The 22,929-nt window shown below is 31.8% G+C and carries 23 protein-coding genes; 6 read left to right on the top strand and 17 right to left on the bottom strand.

Features of this window, described 5'->3' with window-relative positions; genetic code table 11:
- Positions 1 to 12 precede the first annotated feature (12 nt).
- From ACIQXJ_RS19425 to ACIQXJ_RS19415, 3 genes are read right to left on the bottom strand one after another with little or no spacing between them, the layout of a single operon-like run.
- Positions 13 to 138: a hypothetical protein gene (locus ACIQXJ_RS19425; RefSeq protein ID WP_255702601.1), complete on the bottom strand. Its 126-nt coding sequence runs from the start codon at positions 136 to 138 to the stop codon at positions 13 to 15.
- Positions 139 to 173: 35 nt separating this feature from the next.
- Positions 174 to 917 (bottom strand): S41 family peptidase, encoded by a 744-nt coding sequence (locus tag ACIQXJ_RS19420; RefSeq protein ID WP_403056614.1) that lies wholly within the window; start codon positions 915 to 917, stop codon positions 174 to 176.
- The gene (locus ACIQXJ_RS19415; RefSeq protein ID WP_403056611.1) at positions 917 to 2,503 is read right to left on the bottom strand and encodes an ABC transporter transmembrane domain-containing protein; all 1,587 of its coding nucleotides are present in this window, start codon (positions 2,501 to 2,503) and stop codon (positions 917 to 919) included. The genes ACIQXJ_RS19420 and ACIQXJ_RS19415 overlap by 1 nt, the downstream gene beginning before the upstream one ends.
- A 208-nt stretch (positions 2,504 to 2,711) precedes the next feature.
- Here ACIQXJ_RS19415 and ACIQXJ_RS19410 point away from each other — a divergent pair, with 208 nt between their 5' ends.
- From ACIQXJ_RS19410 to abc-f, 3 genes are all read left to right on the top strand, one after another.
- Positions 2,712 to 3,578, top strand: a complete 867-nt coding sequence (locus tag ACIQXJ_RS19410) for an Rgg family transcriptional regulator (protein ID WP_403056608.1) — start codon at positions 2,712 to 2,714, stop codon at positions 3,576 to 3,578.
- A gap of 58 nt (positions 3,579 to 3,636) precedes the next feature.
- Complete coding sequence (locus tag ACIQXJ_RS19405; protein WP_403056605.1) at positions 3,637 to 6,597, top strand: lantibiotic dehydratase; 2,961 nt, start codon at positions 3,637 to 3,639, stop codon at positions 6,595 to 6,597.
- Positions 6,598 to 6,763: 166 nt separating this feature from the next.
- The gene (abc-f, locus tag ACIQXJ_RS19400) at positions 6,764 to 8,239 is read left to right on the top strand and encodes a ribosomal protection-like ABC-F family protein (protein ID WP_403056602.1); all 1,476 of its coding nucleotides are present in this window, start codon (positions 6,764 to 6,766) and stop codon (positions 8,237 to 8,239) included.
- A 98-nt stretch (positions 8,240 to 8,337) separates the two neighbouring features.
- On the opposite strand, the gene ACIQXJ_RS19395 is transcribed toward abc-f, so the two are convergent.
- The 3 genes from ACIQXJ_RS19395 to ACIQXJ_RS19385 form a co-directional block, all read right to left on the bottom strand.
- A complete protein-coding gene (locus tag ACIQXJ_RS19395) occupies positions 8,338 to 8,844 on the bottom strand; it encodes a GNAT family N-acetyltransferase (RefSeq protein ID WP_403056599.1) in 507 nt (168 codons plus the stop codon).
- Between the two features lie 31 nt (positions 8,845 to 8,875).
- Positions 8,876 to 10,156: a histidine--tRNA ligase gene (locus tag ACIQXJ_RS19390; protein WP_403056596.1), complete on the bottom strand. Its 1,281-nt coding sequence runs from the start codon at positions 10,154 to 10,156 to the stop codon at positions 8,876 to 8,878.
- Between the two features lie 370 nt (positions 10,157 to 10,526).
- The gene (locus tag ACIQXJ_RS19385) at positions 10,527 to 11,048 is read right to left on the bottom strand and encodes a GNAT family N-acetyltransferase (protein WP_403056594.1); all 522 of its coding nucleotides are present in this window, start codon (positions 11,046 to 11,048) and stop codon (positions 10,527 to 10,529) included.
- 359 nt (positions 11,049 to 11,407) lie between these two features.
- Here ACIQXJ_RS19385 and ACIQXJ_RS19380 point away from each other — a divergent pair, with 359 nt between their 5' ends.
- Positions 11,408 to 12,115 carry a DUF421 domain-containing protein gene (locus tag ACIQXJ_RS19380; RefSeq protein ID WP_403056591.1) on the top strand — a complete coding sequence of 236 codons (708 nt, stop codon included), beginning with the start codon at positions 11,408 to 11,410 and terminating at the stop codon, positions 12,113 to 12,115.
- Between the two features lie 229 nt (positions 12,116 to 12,344).
- Positions 12,345 to 13,790: an MDR family MFS transporter gene (locus ACIQXJ_RS19375; protein ID WP_403056588.1), complete on the top strand. Its 1,446-nt coding sequence runs from the start codon at positions 12,345 to 12,347 to the stop codon at positions 13,788 to 13,790.
- 141 nt (positions 13,791 to 13,931) lie between these two features.
- Here ACIQXJ_RS19375 and ACIQXJ_RS19370 read toward each other — a convergent pair whose 3' ends face one another.
- From ACIQXJ_RS19370 to ACIQXJ_RS19345, 6 genes are all read right to left on the bottom strand, one after another.
- The gene (locus ACIQXJ_RS19370) at positions 13,932 to 14,150 is read right to left on the bottom strand and encodes a helix-turn-helix domain-containing protein (RefSeq protein ID WP_403056585.1); all 219 of its coding nucleotides are present in this window, start codon (positions 14,148 to 14,150) and stop codon (positions 13,932 to 13,934) included.
- A 10-nt stretch (positions 14,151 to 14,160) separates the two neighbouring features.
- The gene (locus ACIQXJ_RS19365) at positions 14,161 to 14,649 is read right to left on the bottom strand and encodes a DUF2975 domain-containing protein (protein WP_403056582.1); all 489 of its coding nucleotides are present in this window, start codon (positions 14,647 to 14,649) and stop codon (positions 14,161 to 14,163) included.
- Between the two features lie 635 nt (positions 14,650 to 15,284).
- On the bottom strand, positions 15,285 to 15,836 hold the full coding sequence (locus ACIQXJ_RS19360) for a hypothetical protein (RefSeq protein ID WP_403056579.1): 552 nt from the start codon (positions 15,834 to 15,836) through the stop codon (positions 15,285 to 15,287).
- Positions 15,837 to 16,156: 320 nt separating this feature from the next.
- Positions 16,157 to 16,618 carry a DUF2691 family protein gene (locus ACIQXJ_RS19355; protein WP_403056576.1) on the bottom strand — a complete coding sequence of 154 codons (462 nt, stop codon included), beginning with the start codon at positions 16,616 to 16,618 and terminating at the stop codon, positions 16,157 to 16,159.
- Positions 16,619 to 16,840: 222 nt separating this feature from the next.
- A complete protein-coding gene (locus tag ACIQXJ_RS19350; protein ID WP_403056573.1) occupies positions 16,841 to 17,107 on the bottom strand; it encodes a hypothetical protein in 267 nt (88 codons plus the stop codon).
- 123 nt (positions 17,108 to 17,230) lie between these two features.
- Complete coding sequence (locus ACIQXJ_RS19345; protein ID WP_403057052.1) at positions 17,231 to 17,569, bottom strand: winged helix-turn-helix transcriptional regulator; 339 nt, start codon at positions 17,567 to 17,569, stop codon at positions 17,231 to 17,233.
- Positions 17,570 to 17,675: 106 nt separating this feature from the next.
- On the opposite strand from ACIQXJ_RS19345, the gene ACIQXJ_RS19340 reads away from it, so the two are divergent.
- Positions 17,676 to 18,059, top strand: coding sequence for a RidA family protein (locus ACIQXJ_RS19340; RefSeq protein ID WP_403056570.1), 384 nt, complete (start codon positions 17,676 to 17,678; stop codon positions 18,057 to 18,059).
- 324 nt (positions 18,060 to 18,383) lie between these two features.
- Here the strand turns inward: ACIQXJ_RS19340 and ACIQXJ_RS19335 are convergent, their stop codons facing one another.
- From ACIQXJ_RS19335 to ACIQXJ_RS19315, 5 genes are all read right to left on the bottom strand, one after another.
- Positions 18,384 to 18,710: a hypothetical protein gene (locus tag ACIQXJ_RS19335; protein WP_403056567.1), complete on the bottom strand. Its 327-nt coding sequence runs from the start codon at positions 18,708 to 18,710 to the stop codon at positions 18,384 to 18,386.
- Between the two features lie 334 nt (positions 18,711 to 19,044).
- On the bottom strand, positions 19,045 to 19,398 hold the full coding sequence (locus ACIQXJ_RS19330; RefSeq protein WP_403080884.1) for a hypothetical protein: 354 nt from the start codon (positions 19,396 to 19,398) through the stop codon (positions 19,045 to 19,047).
- A gap of 269 nt (positions 19,399 to 19,667) precedes the next feature.
- A complete protein-coding gene (locus ACIQXJ_RS19325) occupies positions 19,668 to 21,677 on the bottom strand; it encodes an ABC transporter permease (protein WP_403056564.1) in 2,010 nt (669 codons plus the stop codon).
- Entirely contained in the window at positions 21,667 to 22,434 is a 768-nt protein-coding gene (locus ACIQXJ_RS19320) for an ABC transporter ATP-binding protein (protein WP_403056561.1), read from the bottom strand. The genes ACIQXJ_RS19325 and ACIQXJ_RS19320 overlap by 11 nt, the downstream gene beginning before the upstream one ends.
- Positions 22,435 to 22,490: 56 nt before the next feature.
- On the bottom strand, positions 22,491 to 22,907 hold the full coding sequence (locus ACIQXJ_RS19315; protein WP_403056558.1) for a hypothetical protein: 417 nt from the start codon (positions 22,905 to 22,907) through the stop codon (positions 22,491 to 22,493).
- Between the last annotated feature and the right edge of the window lie 22 nt (positions 22,908 to 22,929).

Raw genomic sequence — 22,929 nt, 5'->3', positions numbered from 1 at the left:
ATGTTAGTAATATTAGTTGCGTGTTAACTCCCCACGGTGTCCTCCGCTTGCGTATAGAGCTGATTCGATTGATAAAATTTTATTATCGAACTTTGTAATTTGTAGCGCGTCCATTTTTGGGCTAATCCATTTTTTCATGAGTCTTCACCTCCTTTAAGTGTTTAAATCTATAACTAAAGCATCAATATTTCTGGAGGCTTGTAGTATCGAGTATTAGATTTACTTTTAATGGCGTAGTAATAATCGAAATTAAAATTAATATCAATGTTAAAGTCAGTTTCTATTTTCAACATAGGAATAAGAACCTTTTTATCTGGTGTGGTAATTTGTTTATATATATACTTCTTTCCATAGGTCTTACTACCAATGATCGTTGCATTTTCATCATTTTTGAATTTATCGGTAAATAACTCCGCTGAGCTACATGTCGAATTTGAGACCAGTATATATTTATGAGAAATAGAATATTTCTTACAAATATAAACAAACCACTTATAGTAATTAATCATTTTTTGCAATTCCCCACCGAAATTAACTCTTAAATCTATAACTATATTTCGCTTATAAACTTTTTCATCTATTTCAGGAATTACATCAAAACTAATACATTGTATAAACAAATGATTATTACTAGTAAAATTTTTGTAAATGATCTGATTCCAATCAAAGTCTCCTAGGGTTAAAATCCATTGACTCCCATCATCGAACTCTACTAGGTTTTCACCAACTAACCAGTTGCTAGTAAAATCGGGTGCTTTACCATTTGCTTTAATAATAGTGTGCGAGTTTATCTCTTTTGGTAATGGCGGATAAATATCTATAATAACTATTTTGGAATCACTCTTTTTGATAAAAATTCCGAATTTTTCGAAAAATTTTTCCAAAGTTTCTTCCTTTATTGTGATTACTTTAGTCATTAAGCTACCGACTCCTTATCGACATAACTTGTAAAATCGTATTTTATATCAAATTTGTCGTAGATATCCTCAGGTGTATTATGAGAAACAACGATTATTGTTCTATCTTTTATATTTAAAAGTTCCTCCCAAAATATTTGACTATTCAGACTATCGAGATTAGATGTAGGTTCGTCGAATATTAAAGTGGATCTATCCGACATTAATCCCCTCAATATAAGCAATCTTCTCTTTTCGCCACTAGAGAGTTTTGTTACGTCCTTACTTAAAAGCTTCTCTTCTGATAAGAATTTTTTCATATAATTTAGTTCTTCATCACTATATTCGTCTCGCAATAGAATATTAAATATTGGTGATCCATCAAAAAGGTTGTTATCAGTCATGACGTACATAATGTCTCTGAATGGGTTACTTTCAAACTTAAGACTATTGTTGTCATAACAAATTTCCCCACCGTGGCTGCTCTTCAGCAAACCAAGTATGGATTCCAAAAATATAGATTTCCCTAAACCACTCTGACCTGTAATAATATGTGTGTTGTTTTTTAGGAAAGTTATATCATTGTAATTGAAAACAGTATTATCAAATTTAAATGATAACTTTTTAGTTGAAATAGCGTTCTTATAGCTAATAAACGTTTCTTGATCATCTATATCTTTGTAGAGACTTGAATTAATATCCGTTCTTAGTTTCTTCGTGCTGTTAATATTATTAATGCTTCTTGAAAGTGATAAAATCGGCATACTTAATTGTTCTACCAAACCTAAAAGAGTAATAGTAACACCCGGTGTTATATGACCTTTAATTATTAATAAAACCGAAATAGCTAAAATTAAGAAATGCGATAAATATGATAGCAACGAATAAAAAGTATTTAATGTAACTTTATAATTTTCAGTTTTTAACCCGGCATCTCTTTCTTTATGAATTTGTTCTCTAGATCTATTTCGAAAAAGAACATCAGCATTCAAAATTCTTACGTACTTTAAATTATCCAGTAGATTTTTAAAGAAGTTGAGGTTATCCCCTTTTTGATTTAGAAAGCTTTTTTCAAGATTAGCCAGTTTATCTTTAAATAATTTAGTAACTAATAAAGGTAAAAACATAAAAGCAATTACGATCAAACCAATATAGACATTTATTATAAGTAAAGATACTGTTACGAATACTATTCTTAGTGTTAAATAAAAAGCATCGAAAAAACTTCTATAATAGAGATACTCTAAACTATCGACAACATTAGTTAGCGTATTTAAATTATTTTCATTTTTCATCTTTATATTTGAAAAGTCTTTAGTTTTTATTACATTGTTAATGATTGAATTTTTGAGTTTCGCAAATGTATCTCTAACTAAGTGATTTTCGTATTTCCATTCAATAAAATAGAATAAAACCTCTATTAAAATTAAAACACCGAAAATCATTATATAAGTAGAGACTTTATCTAAATTCTGATCCAGTGCCCCTTGAAATAAATCCCCTTTAATAAATTGAATAATTGTCCCGATAAATGTTGAAACAATTAGAATAGAAATCAAAAGGAATGTATTTCTATTTTTAATTCCAAAAATTACAGATTTTTTCAAATTCATTCCCCTCCTAGTTACTCATTAAATAAATAGAGTAATTACATAGAAAATATCAATCCATCCACCCATCTTACAAAACCTCCTTCCAACTCATATTGAATTTTCAAATCGAATAAACGTTGCTGTTTATAAGCTTGATAATAGAGAATAAACTTGATTTGATGGTAAAATGTATACAAATATATACATTTTAGGAGGTTTTTAAATGTTTGGTCCTACAATTGAAATGATAAGAGAAGGTAAAAATATTAAAATAAAAGATCTTTGTGACGGCATAGTAACTAGAGCTGCTTATCATCGTTTTGCAAGCGGTCAAACTGACACTAGTATTCTTAACCTATCCTTATTTATGGATAGGTTACATATTTCTCCTAATGAATTCTTTTTAATTCATAGTAACTATGCAAGTGATAAGGTAGTTTGCTTTTTAAAGGAACTATCTCGAGCATATAGAATTCAAGACATTCAAGAATTGCGCTCTTTAAGGAGGAAACTAGAGGCGGATTTTACCGGTTTAAAAAATGAGCATATGACCGATCTTCTAAATTTCAGGATTTGTAGATTGTTGGGGCAAGAAATTGATGGCAAAAAAAGTAGTTTATTCAAATATTTAATCAGTACAGAATTTTGGACTCATTATGAGCTTGTACTATTTACAAATAGTATGTATGTTTTTTCATTAGAATTAATTGATGCCATTCTTGTGCGTTGTATTCAAAGGTTTAATAAATATAGTCAAACTAGGCCTTATGGAAACGAAGGCTTTCGACTTGTAGTAAATGCATTAATCTTAGCCTTTGAACAAAAAGATTCATTTTATACAAATAAATGGATTGAATTATTAAACACGATACAACTGAATGATAGCGATTTCTTTGAAAAAGTACTGTTTAAAATATTTAAAGGGTTCTATGACATAAAAATAAGCAATGATCAAAGTTCTATTTTAGAAGTAATAAAGACAATTGAGTTTGTTGGGCATATTGAAGCTCGCGAACATGAAGTGATGTTTAATCGAATGCTGGATTACATACTGGAGCATAGCGGATTAGAGAAAGTTAAAACTTCATAAGAATATTTCAATTGTGATCCTCTCTTATTTAAAAAATTTAAAATTAGAGGTGAATAAAATGTACGAAATGATGCCATATACAAATGTAAGAACAGCAAACCAATCAACTGACGAGGCTTTATTTGATAGTTGGTTTGATAAAAAGCTTTTTATTAGTTCCAGTAGTTTATATCATCAGCTACAAAAGAACGACAATTTTCATAAAGCTACATTAGCTAAAAGAAAATATAAAAATAGATCTAGATATAGAGCAACACCTTTCGGATTATTTTCTTCTGTTAGTTTCAATAAAATGGATGAAAAAAATAATACAAGGAATCAAATGATTATTCAAAACGATTTCAACGTTTATACGAGTGTTGACTCTGAATGGATAAGTAAATTTATTTCAACTATAAAAATAGAGAATTTAGATAGCTTACAAATTAACTGGAATTCTAATGTGGTATATCAAAATTCAAATTTTATATACAATAATTGGACATCAGATGATAATAAAAAGTTTAATACAAATAAAATCCATATAAACAATCTTATTGAAGCAATTCGGGATAGCTCAAAGAAGGCTTTATCTCTTGAAGAACTTTCCAAAAAACTAGCAGAAAGAAATAATATCCTTTTACCATCTAAAATCTTATTAAGTGTAGTAAAACAGTTGGTACTAGGAGGATATTTAATTACTGACCTAGACAATTTAACATTCATTCAAAACTTCAACCTTTTAATTCAGTATCTTGAAGAAAAAAACTATAATTTTCCAAAAGCTACTATAACCAAAGTAAGAAATTTAATAAGGAATCTAAATAATTCAATCAGCAATTTCAACATAGATACTGTCATTGAATTGGAGGAATTACTTTCATCGATTATTATAAGTCAAAATTATCTACGCTTTGATAGTGAAACAAAGGTAATTAATCTTAATTTAAATAAAAGTGCTATAGAAAAATCAGTCTTGCCTTTAATAAATTTTCTATCCTCATATGCAAAACGTGTACCGTTAAGCGATAGATATCAAGCTGATGTGCACTTTTTTAAAGAGAAATATGGAAATACAAAAGTAAAGTTTTTAGATTTCTATAAGAGCTATCAATTAGTCAGAGAGAAAAATTGTTCGCTAGAAAGTACAACTTCCGATCTAGAGAGGAAGTTGAAAACGCAATTATTAGCACTAACTTCTACAGCAGCTAAATTGAATTCTGAATGGATAGATATAGCAAACCTCAGTTTTGAAGATGCAAAAATAGAAAGCGAAATTCCTCCAACAATTCAAACTTGTTTTTATGTAGAGAAAAATGATGAGAAACTAAAATTATTGCTTACACCATATGCCGGAAATAACGGTCTGGGCCGCTTAGAAGGACGTTTTTCTTATTTAGATCAAGAATATTTTACACTGACGAAAAATATTGAGAGAAGAAAATTTTTAGAAGCAAATACAGAGGTAGTCACCGTTAAATATATGCCGAAAAACCAGCACTACTATAATATTATGAACGATTGCTATGTGGGTAACTTAAATCTTCAATTCGGAACTACTGAAGATAATCAATCCGTTTCATTAGAACAACTATTTATTAGCATTCAAAATAACAAATTAACACTTTCTGCATTAATAGATGGAACCGAAAAAATTGTAAAGTTTGAGCAATATAATGTATCTAATATAGAACATTTTTCACCTCATATATTAAATGACTTGTTATTTTGGAGTCACTACTATTATTCAAATATCATGTCCTTACTATTCGATATTCAAAAAATACGGAAAGACTTTATTCATTTCCCAAAGATTCTTTTTAAAGAAATTGAGTTATTTCCTCAATCTTGGTTGATAAAGAATTATATGGAAAATAAACTTTCGCAAGATCAATTTTTTAATAAATTTACGGAAATGAAAAACATTTATGAAATACCTAATTCACTTTTTGTAAGATGCAATGACCAAAAAATATTAATTGATACTAATCATAAAGAAGACTTAGATATTTTATGGGATATTTATAAAACGGATAGTTCTTATAATATATATCTTGAGGAAAATTCAATGAATTTCTCAGATTTAGTTACAATTGACCCTGAAGGAAATCATTATATATCTGAGTTCGTTTTTAACTTTGTATCACAAAAGATACAGCCAAAAAAACTAATCGAACAACCTTTATTTCATAGCAAGGAAGTATTCAATTTAGAGAGAAAAGTTAACTGGCAACATTTTAATATATATTTACCGTATGAACTTCAAGACGATTTCTTAGGAACTTTTTTATATGAACTCGTAAAAGAACTTAAAGGCATTGGAGCGATAAACAATTCATTTTTCATACGTTATTTTGACGATAGGCATCATATAAGATTAAGATTCTCCCCTACTTCCCAAATAAATTTGATAGATGAATACTTAAAAAAAGGTGTTATAACTGGGGATATTATTGAATATAGTGCTGGAAAATATGATCCGGAATACGAAAGGTATGGGGGATTATCTGTCATGACTGAGGCAGAAGATTTTTTCTGTGCTGATAGTACTCTTATTCTCAGTTTGTTAGGCTCATGTTTAGTAAACGAGAAAATAGATAAAGTTGATCATGCAATATTTCTTGTGTTTAAACTACTATCTATTTATACCAGAGATACTAACCAACAATTCCTAATTATGGACGATGGCTATTCAAATAAGGACTTTTCAAAAAACTATCGAGAAAATAGACATAAATATTTGGCTTATTGTGATATTACTGCTTCTTCAAACGAGGATTTAGCAGCAAACCATTTTGTTTTTACCAAAGATCTACTTGCATCTTGGGAAAATGAATTATCCAGCTACTATAACAAATTAAAAATTGAAAAACGGTTTGATTTAAATATTGTTCGGAGTTTAATACATATGACATGTATAAGACTCTTTGGTATTAAATCAGAAGAGGAAGAGTTAGTTGGAAATATGGTTTGGAGAGTACTAAAACAAAAAATTGCTATGGAAAAGAAAACCAATAGTGATAATCTTATTTCAAATTAATAGTACAAACAAACATAATTTAAATGTCTTTTACACTTCTATTTCCATGGAAATAACCATCACTTATTTAGAATGATATTGACGTTGTATGTCCTAAGAAAGTAGAAATACGGTTTCCTCTTTATACACGTAACAAATTTTCACATTTGAGACTGGAGGGATAAATATGGAGGCATTAGCTCTAAAATTAAAAAATGTCCAGATTAGTTTTGGGGAGAAAGAAGTATTTGATACTAAGGAATTAACTGTTTATCAAAATGACCGCATTGGTATTGTAGGCAAAAATGGTCAAGGGAAAACGACTTTATTAAATATAATTGCTGGTATAACTATACCTGATATTGGTAACATTGAAAGATTTGTTGATTTCAATTACTTTGAACAAATGGGTGAATTACAAGAAGAAACAAATGCCGACTATCTAGATTCCCAATTACTTAGCCGTTTGAAAATCCCTAACAATAGTGTAGAGACACTTAGCGGTGGAGAACAATCAAAATTTCGTTTGGTACAGTTGCTTTCTAAATATAAAATGGGCCTTCTTTTAGACGAACCAACTACCCACGTAGATAGAGCTAGCATCGACATAATGATTGAAGAATTAAAGTATTACTACGGTACATTAATATTTGTGAGCCACGATCGCTATTTTATAAATTCAATAGCCACTAAAATATGGGAAGTTGAAAATGGGGTTATAAAGGAATTTAACGGGAATTACGATCAATATATTGAACAAAAAAGACAAGAGAAATTAGAGCTACAAAGAAAATATCAAAAAGTATCAAGAGAAAAAGAGCGTTTACAAGAAGCGGTAGAAGTAAAAAAAATCCAAGCAAAAAAAATTTCTATTGTTAGTGAAAAAAACAAGCAAAGAAGTATTAAACCCAATCGCTTAGCTTCCTCAAAACAAAAAGACACCGTTCAAAAGAGTATGTTGAAAACCGTTAAATCAATAGAGAAAAGACTTGATATGTTAGAGGAAATTCATATTGAAAAAGAACCAAAACAAATTTCTTTTCCGATAGTAAAAGGGCTTGAAATAAATAATCGTTTCCCAATAATAGGACATAATGTTACAGTTAAAGCAGGAGATAACATTTTACTTTCAGACCAGGATTTCCAATTCCCTCTCGGAAAGAAGATTGCTATAGTAGGAGATAATGGAGTAGGTAAATCGACCTTCTTAAATTATATAATGAATAACCATGAAGGAATAACACTGTCCTCAAAAATAGTTTTTTGCACTTACAAGCAAATGGATTATAAATTGATTGGTGACACAAGTATTTTAAATTATCTTATGAAAATGAGTGAATATAAAGAAAGTTTTATTCGTGCTATTCTTAATAATTTAGGTTTTGAAGAAGCCGATATTAGAAAACCGTTGCATTCGTTAAGTGGAGGTGAAGCAACCCGAATATCATTGGCAGCCCTTTTTGCAAAACCTTCTAATATTCTTATTTTAGATGAACCAACAAACTTTATTGACTTGGCTACAATTGAAGCGTTAGAAAAGTTTTTGATTGGTTATAAAGGAACAGTGCTCTTTACTTCTCACGATCAGCTTATTGTAGAGAGAGTAGCTGATCAAATTTGGGAAATTAAGGATAGAACTTTACAACTTATAAAAGAAAAGTAAGCCGTCATTCAATATATATTCTCTTCACATTAAAACCACCCACGATAACGGGTGGTTTATTTTGCCGCATTATTCTTTAAAATTGACATTGTTCACCATTAAATATGTAATACCATCAATTCCTCATCAAAATACTGTCTATTAAATTTAAGGGCATTTCGTTCAACACCGTACACCACGAAGCCTAAAGACATATATAACTTCTTAGCAGAGATATTATTAGAGACAACCGTTAAGTTAATTTGCTCCAAACCATCACAGCTTTTCGCTCTCTTAATTAGTTCACGCATTAGTAATTTGCCTACTCCCCGCCCTCTACCTTCTGGTGCTACATACATGCCAAAAACATTCCCTTTATGGTGGGTTTTCAGGCTGCTTTCGCGCATAAAAGTAACGATACCAACTAACAAACCATTGTCATTAAAAGCACCGAGGACAAATTTATCCTTCGCTGGTTCTAATCGCTCTGCTACAGTTTCTAATGAAAAGTTTACTTCACGCTCATATGTTGAACCAAATGCCTCTGGATTGATTTGTAATGCACTTAATCGAACCTCTTGATACAACTGAGCATCTAATTTATTTAAAATACGAATTTCCATCATGTATCCCCTTACGTCTGTTATTTAAGAAATACTAAATCCATGTATCGAAAACAAATTTTTTAATAACGGTCTCTCCGGTCTCCATATTTTTTACTACATATTGATTTTCCGTAACTTCTTCTTCTCCTAACACAATTACAAATGGAATGTTGTCACGATTCGCTTTATCCATCGCTTTTCTTAATTTTTTTCCATTAAGCTCGACTTCAACACGATACTCTTTCCGCAAAGCCCTTGCTAATACAAGAGACTCCGCTACTGTATTTATTGGAATAATATAAATATCAACTAACGTTTCCTGTTTCTTTTGTTCGCCCAACATCATAGCTGTGAATATAACATCTAAGCCAAATGAAATACCTACTGTGGCAAATCTTTCTGTTCCTCCTAAAAGACCGCCAATTGCATTGTCATAGCGCCCTCCACTACCAATACTTGATGTCATTCGACCATCGCTTACGAAAATCTCATAAATCGTGCCTGTATAAATTTCTAGACCGCGAGCGAGCAATGGATTAAATAAACAACTTTCTGTAATGCCTAGCATATTTAAGTATCGTTCTAGTTCTAACATTTCAGCTAATCCATCTTGAATTAAAGGCTCCTCGTATTGGCCGAAATAAGTAAGTGTATTTTTTCTATTGTCTTGTAAAAAATGTTCGATATTTTTTAATACTGATGCGTCTAAGCCTAATTCCTTTAATTCTGTTAGAACAGCGTTATTTCCCACTTTTTCAATTTTATCTAGTATTAAAATAACTTGACTTTGTACATCGGCATTAACTCCAAAAATACTAAGTAAGCCTACTAATAACTTGCGATTGTTATATTGAATAACAACATCTTGTTCCAGTTTTTCAAATGCATCTAATGCCATCATCATCAATTCTGCCTCTGCTGCTTGTGAATCGACCCCTACAATATCTACGTCACATTGTGTAAACTCGCGAAATCTTCCAGCTTTAATCGGACCATCTCGAAACACTTTGCCAATTTCATAACGTTTAAATGGCATTGGTAATGTAGGATTCAATGCTATTACTTTAGCAAATGGAATCGTTAGATCATAACGTAGTGCCAGTTCACGATCTCCTCTGTCTGATAGCATATACATCTCTTGTAAAATTTCCGCACCCCCAGCGTATTTGGAAGCCATTAAACTTGTATAGTTTAAAATAGGTGTTTCTAGTGGTTTACACCCGTATGCGATAAACGTATCTTCTAATGTGCGGCGAATTTTACGACGAATAAGCTCTTGCTCAGGTAAATAATCTTGTGTTCCTCTAACATTTTGATAATCCATTTTCTTCATCCTCGTCACTCCTTTGTTTTTAAGAAAATAAAAAAACCGTACAAACATAAGCTCCAACTTCGGCTTAGTTATACGATTTCATGAGAAATAGTCTTCCTATTCAATATTAATAAATTAATAAAGATAGCAAGACTAACGGATATGATGATGTGTAGTTGTTAATATTAGGCGATTTAAAATCGGCATAGAATCTCCTCCATTCGATTATTCGTTACTTTAAATCAATTGATGTTTTTTGTCAATTCTTTATTTTCTATCAATACTGACTTTAGTCAAAAATAATAGGTGCAAGCAGATTGCATTGTTAAATTACTTTAAAAAGGAAAAAAGCAGTTACTCTGTATAGCTAACTGCTCGTTAAAACTTGAATTTATAGTAGCTTTTGATAAAGTTCAAATTTATCTAAACCATATTCACTGTACCCTAAATCAACGGTATCAATATACTCAAAATCATATTTTCTATAAAGTTTTATAGCTGGTTTATTTTTTTCATATACATCCAGACGAATAGCTTTTATGTTCATTTCTTTACTATACTGAATAATAAAATCCATAAGTCTTGTTCCAATTCCTTTTTTAATATAAGTAGGATGGACAGCAAAAGTGTTAATAACTAATATTTCTTCATCACCGAAATTATGATACCAATTAGCTTTAGAATAAGCTGCTTCTTGCTCATGTCTTAATATGACAGTGCCAACAATATGATCCCCATCTTTCATCACATATAAATTACCTTCCTGTATGCCATGTACTGCAGTTTCCTTTATAGGATAGACACCTTTTTTCCATCCAGGGTAATTTATATGCGCATCCAGGTAATCATTTAAATCATTATATAAAGATTCAATTTCCTCGATATTATTTTCCGTTCCCTTTCCAATCTTCATAATTTCTTCCTTTTCTATTTAGTTAATTAAGAAACTAAAATTATATGGATATTATACCTTATTAAGTAAACGAATCCTAATGTCAAAAGTTTAAATAAAAACCTTTAATGCTTCGCTTCAGAGGTTGGGAATTTCCACAGAACGGGTATAGGACACTACTGCGAGGAGAGAAAAATTAGCGAAGTTTGAATCAATAATTTTAGTGTCTGCTTGAAAACAATTAAACATCCTGCATAGTTTACGTGAGCGCTATAGGCTCTCAAACTATGCACTGGAATATTACCAGAGAGGATACGTCATTCGTATCCTCATTTTGCTTAAAAAAAAAATTAAATAACACACTTGGAGGAGTTGAATTTATGACATATGTGAATATTGGCTCGAAGTTATTTTTTGGGTTCATTGCTTTATTACTTGTAACGCGTTTGTTGGGTAAAAAAGAAATATCGCAGCTCACCCCCTTTGATTTTATTTATTCCATTGTTCTTGGTGGCATATTAGAAGAAAGCATCTATGATAACAAAATTTCACCGCTTCACGTCTGGTTCGCAGTGACCGTATGGGGCGTAATGTTATTTATTATCGAAATTTCTTCACAGCGCTACGATAAATTAAGGGTTCTACTGAAAGGGGAAACTTCTATTTTAATCAAAAATGGCGAATTCAACTTAAAAGAACTAGAAGCCAATCACTTGGAAATGGAGCAATTACGTATTATGTTACGGCAACAAGGGGTATTCTCACTGCGGGAAGTTTGTGATTTGTACTTAGAGCCTGGTGGTACTGTCAGCTTAAAAAAGTATGCTAAATTCGATATGGTCACACCAGCCATGCTCAATTTAAAGCCAAAAGACGAGGCAATTAATTTCCTGTATGTAGATGAAGGAGAAATTAACGAAGAAATCTTAAAATACACGGGCAAGTCAAAGGAATGGCTATACGATGAACTGCAAAAGGAAGGCTATACTACTATTCAAGATATTTTGTATGCGGAATGGTCAGAAACTGACGGGTTTTTCATCAAAACCTATGCGGATACCAATGACGATATACGAAAGGTGAATTAACAACGGTAGCACACAATCTACAATCCAAACTAAGTCAAAATGAATACTAAAGTCGTTATTTGGATTTGACAATGCCGTAGATTCAATTAAAGTTAATATTATTTAATAAAAACCATCCGTTCATTCAGGTTATTAATCCTCACACAGGGAAACTAGATTTGTTATTTGGAAGATTTAAAGGTAAGTTATATATTGAATATATTTACTAGATGGAAGTTAGAGGGAAATTATGAGAAAAAAAGTTATTATGTCATTAATGTTAATGACATTCCTTTCTGCTGTAGAAGGAACAATTATTAGTACAGCAATTCCTCGTATAACAAGTGATTTATCGGGCGTCGAACTCGTTAGTTGGGTATATGCAATTTATATGCTGGCCACTGCTGTTTCGACTCCAATATACGGGAAACTGGCCGATTTATTCGGTCGAAAAAAAGTTTTACTTATTGGAGCTACAATATTTTTAGTCGGCTCTGCTCTTTGCGGTGTCGTGACATCGATGGAACAGCTTATCGTCTTTCGTGCCCTTCAAGGTCTAGGAGCTGGCGCTATTATGCCAATAACAATGACCATTATTGGTGACTTATATAGCGAAGTGAAAGACCGTGCAAAAGCACAGGGGTGGATTAGTGCAGTTTGGGGTATCTCTGGTGTTATCGGACCACTCGTAGGTGGATTTTTAGTTGATTCTCTTTCTTGGCGCTACATCTTCTTCTTAAACGTTCCATTTGGAATTATCGCTTGTATAATGATTGTCATTTATTACAAAGAATCTATTAAGCCTGCTAAGCATCATATCGACTATCTTGGTGCAACAGTCTTCTCACTAAGTGCAATCGCTCTACTTTACGCGTTATTAACAGGTAGCAGTAAGAACAACTGGGGGGACATGACAATTATAGGTCTGTTACTCTTTGCAGCTGTGTCATTCATTATTTTCATATTTATTGAGAAGAAATCTCCGGAACCATTAATTCCGCTAGCACTTTTCTCTAACCGTACATTATCTGTTATTAATATACTAACACTTATTTCGGGTGCAATGATTATAAGTATTACAATGTATCTTCCAATTTGGAGTCAAGGTGTATTAGGGAAAAATGCGACAGATGCCGGACTCATTTTAATGCCGCTTCCTGTTATGTGGACAGTCGGGACTATTTTTTCAGGTAAATTAGTTGGACGCTTAAATACAAAACAAATCATTCTAATTGGGGTTAGTGTTCTGTCAGTTGCTGCCTTTACATTATTTACATTGTCAACAGATTCACTAGCGTTCCTTATTTATGTTGGAGTCGGATTATTTGGATTAGGAATGGGCCTTGTTTCTCCTATTTACATGGTAACGATTCAAACAGCTGTTTCAAATCAAACGCGTGGGACAGCAATTGGTCTAAATACATTTATCAATACGTTTAGCCAAACATTAGGAGCTGCAGTTTTCGGGGCGCTTTTCAACACGATGATCCATGCACATGGTATTCAACACCTTGATCTTGTTTCATCTGGTGGACATGGAGGAACTACTGCAAATGTAGTAACCAACTCGCAAGAGGCATTAGCTTCTAGTGTACATTTCATTTATATGGGTACTTTTATATTAGCACTAATAACTTTGTTAATTGTTTGGTTCTTTTTAAAGCCAGCCACTCAACTAGTGAGCGATAATAAATAATGAATATAAAAATAAGCTGTAAAGAGATTGCTCTTTATAGCTTATTTTTTAACAGGTTACATCAATATAAAGAAGCAATACAATTAAGCTATCCTTTAAATTCTCTATCAACAAGCGTTTGTTAATATTTGTTGCCTGTTTTTATTGTATGACTTCATCACTTTTGTACTCCAAAATATCACCAGGCTGACAATCTAAAGTCTTACAAATCGCTTCTAATGTGGAAAAACGAACCGCTTTTGCTTTCCCATTTTTTAGAATAGAGAGATTCGCCATAGTGATTCCAACCTTCTCCGAAAGCTCCGTTACGCTCATTTTTCGCTTTGCTAACATTACATCAATATTAATAATAATAGCCATATCATTCACCTCAGACCGTCAAATCATTTTCTGATTTTATGTTAATCGCTTCTTGTAAAAGTCGTTGGAGGATAGCAGCAAAAACGGCAATAACGAACGAAGCAAAAATGATAATAAGTCCTATAAATCCAACAGGAGGATCAACTTTCTTCGCGATAAAAGAGAAGAGTGGCATACCCAATACATACAGACTACTGATTATAATCGCACAGCACTTAATATTCTTTAATGCTTCTACAGATAATTCCGAGAACGCTGTATTCTCCTCAATGTACCGTAAAAGTTTATAGGCCTGATAGAGTGCAAAGTAAAAAGGCACAGCCGCTCCATACATTACGATGAAAATGAGATATTTCATCGGTGAAATATGTGGATACAATTTCGATGCGAAATTCGCTATATGGGGCACTAAAAATATACATAAAGCAAGAACTGCAATTCCAGCCAGAAAAATAATTACCTTTAAAAAAGTGGTTGAACCGCGTTTAACATCATTCATAGTAAGCACCTCAGTAATTTAATGACAAAATAAATTTAACACAAAATTTATCGTTTTACAATAAATATAGATTGTTTTTCGTTGTATTATCCTTGTTATTTAATTGTCCTTTTAATTTTGACATTCATTAAAATAATCGCAATAAAAAAACTCGACCCATGGTTAATGGATCGAGTTATTCTACTCTTCAAGAAAAGCTACGAAACATTGAGTTAACAACATTCGTAGCTTTTTAGTTCATTTTCGAATTCTAGAAATCTAGAGGTGAGATGATTATACTTTTTTACAAACGTTGCAACTTTATTTCAATTCAACATCTCATGTAGCTTTGGAATAAAGATTGATTAAAGAATATCCCTCAATCCTTATCTAATAGCAACTTCAAAAAATCCATTTTGAAAAAAGATTGATAAAAATGGAGTTTCTTTTTTAGATAAGTATGAGAATTTTATAAAAAAGTTTGATCATTTCCAGCTCATTTGTTCAACAATCGCGCCCGATTGTTGAAGAAGCAGCCAAAAGCAACCCCCTTTCAAAATAAATGGGGGGTATAGTTACCTAACTAGTGTTTGAGAACGATAGTAGGTTTACGTTATAAATTCTTGTTGCACTAAAGAACCCAAGTAGAGTTAAAATTATTGTGTTATCTGTTCAATGATTTTACCGTCTGAAGACAAACCTGTAATAGTAGAGCCTATAAGGTCTTCTCCGTTTGTGACTAAAAACCAAAACTTCTCAACATTGTTATATTCGATTAATTTGGCTTTATACTTGTTTCCATTATTAGTTGTAATGTTCACTTCTTCTATTTGAGGATCAAGTATCTTCCCTCTGATTAAATCGGTATAATTTGAAAAATGAAATTTTAAGTTTAAATAACCCCAATCTAATTTGTATCCATGAGAGAGGAGTTCAGCTGAGCTGCTACTAACAAGTTTCCATCCAAGTAGTTTTTTCTTAAAGAGAGCACTTCCAAAATTAAGATTTTCTTGATTACCCCATTCGTAAAAAGCAATTGCTTGATTGTTATCCAAGAATTCAATATGAGCAATGTTCATCATTGGTTGATTTAATGAGTACAAAGTCTTTTTAATTTCTTGTACATTATCTTTTAATGCTAAGTTTATAAAATAGATCCCTATTAAAATTGCAGTTATAGATAAGAAAAACTTAAATTTTTTAGACATAGAAACTATCCCCCAAAAGCATAAATTCGAGTAACAATTATAGGTTTCATTTACCTACATACATTGACTCTATAGTTGAAGTATAACCTTCCAAAAGCGTAGTTCGGTAATATTTAACAAAATAATCTTATTCAACAATATGGCCCTTAAACCGAAAAAGACCCTCTCCTTATTCAAGGAAAGCGCCCTTTAATGGAATAACTGAAATATAATCATAGCTATAAAAATACGTAATACTTCTTGAACTAATGTAATGCACCCCGTTAATTTTAAGTACATAACTTCACAATCTGCTGGTCAAACGATGCCTAAATTATGTATTAAAAAGCAATCAACGTTGTTCGTGTATCATTTTCATCTGTAATATACTCAATATTTTTGTAACCAGCAGTTATTGCCTTAGAGAATAACTGCTTAACGGTTACTTGGTCCTTGGAATAGATTGTTACATAGGAGGAATCGACCAATAGGAGTACAAATGTACATTCACTTTCAACAAATTCTTGATAGGTTTCAATTTCTCTCACTTCTGACTTTTTCGGAAATCCTTTTAAATCAACAAATATAAGATAATAATCTTCTCTTGAAATTTGCTTATATAGTCCTTCCTCATTTAACACGCTGATATTTGGAAATAGTGGGTCCCCTAATGTATTATTTTCAATAAAATATGATTCTCCACCACCAATTTTCAAAGTTAATCCTTTTAAATTGATGCCATCTAATATCTCTAACAAATATTTCCCGTAAGCGTTGGGAATTTCAAAAGATATACCTCTCACTCGTAACCCCCATTTCTCTTTTTTTAATTAACCTGCCCCTATAGTTTAAGTACAATCTTTCACAAAAACCAATCTAGCATTACCATATGTACTCAATTTTTCTTAGGATTCTTCCTCCACTAAATGGCCCTTTAATGAAAACGAGCGCTGATACTTGTTACAGAATCGCGCCCGATTGTTGAAGATTGATATTCACAAAAGCACCTTAGTTACGGAAATATATTAAAAGAAAAGTTTCCATAATAGAACGGTAAGGCCTAAAAAGAATACTCCAAATAAAAAAGAAAGAAATTTAAAAATAACGATATGAAATTTCTTTGGAGCAATTTTTTCAGAAATTAATAATAGAACATTAAATATTAACTCAATCCAAGTTAAAGTATTAAAAGTAAAATCGTCATCTTCTTTATATTTTTTAAAAACAACATAAAAAGCATTTCCTGCAATAAATAATAAAAGTAATGAACTTATTATCACATATATATTCATTCAATAACGTCTCTCCTGATTGGGTTTCTCTTTCAATTCAATTGCATTATACCTTTTATTATGAAGACAAGATTGCAGGGGTGGGGATTTGCAACTGTTCTCTGCATTGTCTTGAAAAAGAGCTTATTTATTACGGTTTTTGGTGCCCCACTCACATAACTTTTCCATAGCAGGTAGTAGAGTATTTGCTTTATTTGTGAGACTGTACTCTACTTTGGGTGGGATTTGAGGATACTCTTTTCTTATAACCATACCGTCTTCTTCTAATTCTTTAAGCTGTGCACTTAATGTTTTATAGGTAATAGCTCCTATTTGTCTTTTCATCTCATTAAAGCGAACAGGTTGATTTTCAGCTAGGAGGTAAAGAATAAGCATTTTCCACTTACCTCCAATCACTGACAATGTATATCCAAAAGGTGTCTCTAGGATACTCCCCTTTTCTTTATAGTCATTCATACTCAAATTGACACTATCCTTTCTGGTAGTAGCTATCAAAAATGTGCGTACTATTTTTTTCTTCATTGTCATTCTATACTTACTTTACATTGAAATAAAGGAGAGAAAAACAATGAAAATTATTAAAACCTACAATCACAACCTATGGGATCATGGGATTACCCAAGGGTACAGCGTCAACGATACCATCTACATTTCGGGGCAATTTTCCCACAATCAGGAGGGAATGTTCGTTGGTGAGGGTGATATTAAAACACAGACCCTACAAACACTTGAAAATCTCGACCGAGTACTCGAGGGATTTGGTGTCACAAAGTCTAACCTTGCTTATGTGGAACTATATTTAACAAATCAGCAAGAGCATTTCGAACAAGTCATGGGACTGTTTAAAGAATATATAGGAGAACATCGTCCAGCTGGTAGCAGTATCGGCGTGACTTACTTGGCTTTCCCTGAACAACTGATTGAAGTAAGAGCTGTCGCACACCTAGATTAAGTAAACATACCTGTTCATAAGCAGTTAAATAACCCCCATTCAATTGAATGGAGGTTATTTATTCCTAACTTTCATTTGTGAACGTTACTTAAAATAGCCTTAGTTTATATTTTTTTATGATTTTTACGTATGTTTTCTTACCTAATTATTATTTCTATTGTAAAAGCGCAATGCGATGTCAATCTCTTCTTTAATAAAACACGTAGGATACTTTTATACTAGCATTTTGCCTGGTTTTTAAACCTTACTTATTAATGAAAATTCTTTTCAACTAAAGCTCTAGTTAGTTAAAGTGCAAATCTTCACACACTCTTTTCTAAATTTTTAATTCTTTTTTCTAATTTCTTCTTTTGAGACAACACACCAACCGTTTACTTTAAGTCTCTCTATATAGTTCTCTATCTCGATTTCTTCCCTTTCTAACTCAAGGGGGCATAGTGAAACCCAACATTCATTTAAAGCATAATTCATTGTAACCTTAACAACTTCATATCCATTATGAAATCCTGGATGGAATCCTGGATCATCTAAAATGTCCCCTTTTACAGGACGAATGTTAGATTCAAATGTTTTTATAACTATTTCTCCGATATTGTTTTCTTTTTGTTCTTTTTTGGATGATATAAAAATCATTAAATTTATTTTCATCATAATCCCCTCTTTACCTTAAATTGTATTATTTAAGTTATCTCTCTCCACAATACTACGAAATGGAGATATTCTCCATAATCTGCTTCGTTAGTTCAATTAGAATTAAACTACTTTATTAAATAACTTTATTATCTCTGAACACCAAGGAGATGATTTGTATACTAATTAATTGAAGTAAAAAGCAGCCAAATTGAGTAGTAGTCAAACAGCTTTATAGAATGTTCCTCAAAATCACGCTCGGTTGTTGAATATCTCTATTTAACTAAAACTTTCGTTACTTTAAGTACAAAATTCAAAGTTCCGACAGTTAAGTTGAATTCGCTTATTTCGCCTATTAGTTGATTAAAATTATAAATACTAGCACGACGATTGATAACGCTATAACACCTGATAGCCATCCAATCTTCACCTTACCTAATAAACGGTCTAAAATAAAGAATGAGATAGCAGAAACTAGACCAAAAATCTGGAATATGGCACCGAAGCTGCAATGTAATAAAAAGGAGATAATTTCACAAGTATAAGTTCTTTTAGTAATTTTCCTACTAAGCCAGTCACTAAAGTAGGAAACAATTACTCCATATGTACTTACAAATATAAAGTTTAAATAATATAAATTAAAATATAAATTTAAAAAACGGTTCTTCTCGAAGCCACCAATTACTGAAAAGATAAGTGCAAATAACATACTACTAAAAATAGCAGTTAATATTTTTCTCTTTAAAATAATAGCAATTCCTCCTACTCATAATTTGTTAATAATAAAATTGTATCTTACAATATCCGCTTAAGCATATGCTCAAAGCGCTTTTAAATTACCCTGCACATTTTCACATAGATATCCATACAGAAATGATTATTAAACAATATTGTCTTTTCATGAAGAAAGACGCATTCCATATTCAAGAAATGCGCCCCAAAGTTGAACATTACATCGATCGATATATTTAATTAGAATTAGTTACTATTTTTAACTATATTCTTAACACCAACGTACGTTGCATAAAAATACGCACCATATATTATTACAAGGAATAAAGAACTTACTATTATACTTTGGTAGTGGAAGCTAAAAATTTCGCTGACTGCACTTATTCCAACTATTGAATGAATAACAGCTAGACCTAATGGCAGCAAAAAGTGGATCATACTTTGTTTTAATATTGCTTTGTTTATTAATTTTTCAGTGACACCGATTTTCTTTAGTGACTTGTATCGTTCCAGGCTATCACTTGCATCAGATAATTGTTGCAATGCCATAGTTGCCGCGCTGGATATGATAAATATGAGACCTAAAAATAGACCAAGAAATACAATTATTGCTGCTAAACCATTTTCTTTATCTTCTATTTGATCTCTTGTACTCCCAATAACTAAAGCTGCGGAGACGTCCTTATATTTATCTTCTGAAAGGTTGTTAAATAGAGTTGAAAACTTTTCTTCCGATTTTTCAGCATAGCGATCATCATATATAACGTTGAAACTTGTGAATTCTAATTGCATGCCTCCATTGAAGTTATCAGGAATGATAAGATAAAAGAATTCGTTGCCACCTGTGTTCTTTATATTCTCTTCTATAGGAGCTTCATTTTTGATGGTGTATGCTTTGCCCTCTATATTGATGATATCTTCATTCTTCATATATTCAGGCAAAGCACTATTTACCCGGCCATAGTTAGATACAACTAAGACTTCATTCTCCTTTAAATTAATAGCCTCTTGTCCCTTAAGTTCGATGATGGAATTATAATCCGATATTTTAATAGCAGATACAGGACCATCCAGGTAATTTAGCTCTAAGTCGATATGCTCCTGATTGCTTAAATACTTTGATAACAAGTCCTCTATCGTAAGATTAAGTTTGTATTCACTATAAAAGGAATGTTTTTCATAATTTTCGAATGTAAAGTTTATTTCATTTAAATATTCTTCTATGTCATTTACCTTTGAGTCTTCAATTTCGTTATCAACAATGAGAAAAGCTGAAGCATCAAAAGTTTTATTTCCCGCTGAATTTCTATCAATCGTTCCCTTTAAATCAAACGCGGTAAATAAAAGTGTAATGGTTAAAAAAAGCATAAGACATATTACAGTCATGGACAGAAAGTTAGTATTGATCTTGTTGTTTATTTGTCTTAATACAAATATATTTATATCTTTTAAATATATTCTTTTGCTCTTTTGGACAATATGGATAAAGAAATTGGAGAGACTGAAAAAGAATAATAGCGTTCCGATAACTCCCATCATAATAGTAACTAACAGTTCAGTATTTTCAGCATCTAATCCTGTATTTAGTATTCTAGTGTAAGCAGTTACTAATAATACCATAGATAAAATAAATATAAGCAATGATACAAAAGAATTCTTTAACTTTACTTCTTCATTTTTCTTTGATGCATTCAGCATATCGATCAACTTGTATTTCGAAATTGTAAACTGATTGAAGAACATCACCAGAAGATAGATTATTCCAAAGTATACAACTGATTTAATCCCAGCACTTAATGAAATAATAAACTTATATTTGTCCAGATTAACTGATAGGATGTTGGCAATAAGTACCGAAAGACCCTGTGATACAATAATCCCGAGCACAATTCCAACTATAAGGGACAGCACACCAATTAAAAGAGTTTCAAAAATCAAGATTTTCGAGATTTTACGTTTTGACATTCCTAATGTCATATATATGCCTAATTCTTTTTTTCGCTTTTTTATTAAGAAATTGTTTGCATATAGTATTAACCCGCCAAGAACAAAGGATACAAATACGGATGTTCCAGCCATAAGCTTATTTAGCGTTAACATAAAGGTCGCATTTTTATTTAATTCTAATATTGAATTTTGGGATTCAACCGAATTAAAACTGTAAAATATACATACCGCAAGTGTCAGTGTAAGGAAATATATTGAATAATCCCTAAAACTCCTTTTTACGTTTTTGATTGCTATTTTAGAGAACATGGCCAACATCGCCTCCAAGCAAAGTCACAACTTCAATAATTTTATTGAAGAATTCCTTTCTCGTATCATTTCCACGTACTAGTTCATTAAAAATCCGGCCATCTTTTATAAACAAAATCCTATTAGCATAGCTGGCCGTAAAAGAGTCATGGGTAACCATCAGTATGGTCGAATGGTAATCCTTATTCAGCTTTTCAAATGAGTCCAAAAGTAATCTTGAGGATTTCGAATCTAAAGCACCAGTGGGCTCATCTGCTAAAATAAGCGAAGGTTCAGTCACGATAGCCCTTGCACATGCGACCCTTTGCTTTTGCCCTCCTGACATTTGAAAAGGAAACTGGCTAAGGATTTCGGTAATTTCAAGTTTTTTTGCAACATTTTTGATCAGTTTATCGATTTCTGTTATTTCCCTCTCTTGTATCGTTAGAGCTAAAGCTATATTTTCGTAGGCAGTGAGCGTGTCAAGAAGGTTAAAGTCTTGAAATATAAAACCCAATTCATCCCGTCTGAATTCTTCCATGCCTTTTGCCTTTAGAGCGGTAATATCTTTGTTATTGATAATAATCTTGCCAGTTGTTACATTATCTATCGTTGAAATACAATTCAACAGGGTAGTCTTGCCACTACCTGAAGGGCCCATTATTCCTACAAATTCCCCTTCATTCACTCGGAAGCTGATATTATTGATTGCTTTTGTAACGTTTCCTTTATTACCATAATATTTTTCAATTTTTTCAACGCTTAATATATTTTGCATTGTATCCCTCCACGACTTTCTATTTTACAAGCTTAAATTGTTTATTTTATAAACCTCTATTTTTTTACATCGAATTCGGCTTTGGTTTCAATAACTTTTGAACCTTTTACATAAATAGTGACACCGTAATGACCTTCTTCAAGCCCTTCTGGAACTGTCAGTTTAGCAGAGAAATATTTCGCTTTGTTAACAATTACTTCTTCCTCAACTAAAAACCTGTTTTCTGTTGCAATTTCACCCTTATACCATACGATCTGTGCTTTATTAATCCAGAATCGGTTCCTCTTTGCAGAAAAATAAGCTGTATCCTCCGGTGCAAACATAGTGGTTACCTCTACAGGTCTCCCACTAGCATCGATTTTTTTTGACATAACACCATCGACAATTTTTGGTTCAGTAACGTATTCATATCCAAAGAAAACTCCAACACCTAAACAAAATACTACGAGTATTGTGATTAATACCTTTTTCAATTCTAATTCCTCCTTAAATTTA

Origin of the sequence: Lysinibacillus sp. NPDC097868, from assembly GCF_044761135.1 — a bacterium.
Classification (GTDB): domain Bacteria; phylum Bacillota; class Bacilli; order Bacillales_A; family Planococcaceae; genus Lysinibacillus.
This window is presented reverse-complemented; position numbering and strand designations above follow the sequence as displayed.

Coding starts and splice junctions, on each gene's coding strand:
- ACIQXJ_RS19425 (WP_255702601.1), bottom strand. CDS start 138: ATGAAAAAATGGATTAGCCCAAAAATGGACGCGCTACAAATTACAAAG.
- ACIQXJ_RS19420 (WP_403056614.1), bottom strand. CDS start 917: ATGACTAAAGTAATCACAATAAAGGAAGAAACTTTGGAAAAATTTTTC.
- ACIQXJ_RS19410 (WP_403056608.1), top strand. CDS start 2,712: ATGTTTGGTCCTACAATTGAAATGATAAGAGAAGGTAAAAATATTAAA.
- ACIQXJ_RS19405 (WP_403056605.1), top strand. CDS start 3,637: ATGTACGAAATGATGCCATATACAAATGTAAGAACAGCAAACCAATCA.
- abc-f (WP_403056602.1), top strand. CDS start 6,764: ATGGAGGCATTAGCTCTAAAATTAAAAAATGTCCAGATTAGTTTTGGG.
- ACIQXJ_RS19395 (WP_403056599.1), bottom strand. CDS start 8,844: ATGATGGAAATTCGTATTTTAAATAAATTAGATGCTCAGTTGTATCAA.
- ACIQXJ_RS19390 (WP_403056596.1), bottom strand. CDS start 10,156: ATGAAGAAAATGGATTATCAAAATGTTAGAGGAACACAAGATTATTTA.
- ACIQXJ_RS19385 (WP_403056594.1), bottom strand. CDS start 11,048: ATGAAGATTGGAAAGGGAACGGAAAATAATATCGAGGAAATTGAATCT.
- ACIQXJ_RS19380 (WP_403056591.1), top strand. CDS start 11,408: ATGACATATGTGAATATTGGCTCGAAGTTATTTTTTGGGTTCATTGCT.
- ACIQXJ_RS19375 (WP_403056588.1), top strand. CDS start 12,345: ATGAGAAAAAAAGTTATTATGTCATTAATGTTAATGACATTCCTTTCT.
- ACIQXJ_RS19370 (WP_403056585.1), bottom strand. CDS start 14,150: ATGGCTATTATTATTAATATTGATGTAATGTTAGCAAAGCGAAAAATG.
- ACIQXJ_RS19365 (WP_403056582.1), bottom strand. CDS start 14,649: ATGAATGATGTTAAACGCGGTTCAACCACTTTTTTAAAGGTAATTATT.
- ACIQXJ_RS19360 (WP_403056579.1), bottom strand. CDS start 15,836: ATGTCTAAAAAATTTAAGTTTTTCTTATCTATAACTGCAATTTTAATA.
- ACIQXJ_RS19350 (WP_403056573.1), bottom strand. CDS start 17,107: ATGAATATATATGTGATAATAAGTTCATTACTTTTATTATTTATTGCA.
- ACIQXJ_RS19340 (WP_403056570.1), top strand. CDS start 17,676: ATGAAAATTATTAAAACCTACAATCACAACCTATGGGATCATGGGATT.
- ACIQXJ_RS19335 (WP_403056567.1), bottom strand. CDS start 18,710: ATGATGAAAATAAATTTAATGATTTTTATATCATCCAAAAAAGAACAA.
- ACIQXJ_RS19330 (WP_403080884.1), bottom strand. CDS start 19,398: ATGTTATTTGCACTTATCTTTTCAGTAATTGGTGGCTTCGAGAAGAAC.
- ACIQXJ_RS19325 (WP_403056564.1), bottom strand. CDS start 21,677: ATGTTCTCTAAAATAGCAATCAAAAACGTAAAAAGGAGTTTTAGGGAT.
- ACIQXJ_RS19320 (WP_403056561.1), bottom strand. CDS start 22,434: ATGCAAAATATATTAAGCGTTGAAAAAATTGAAAAATATTATGGTAAT.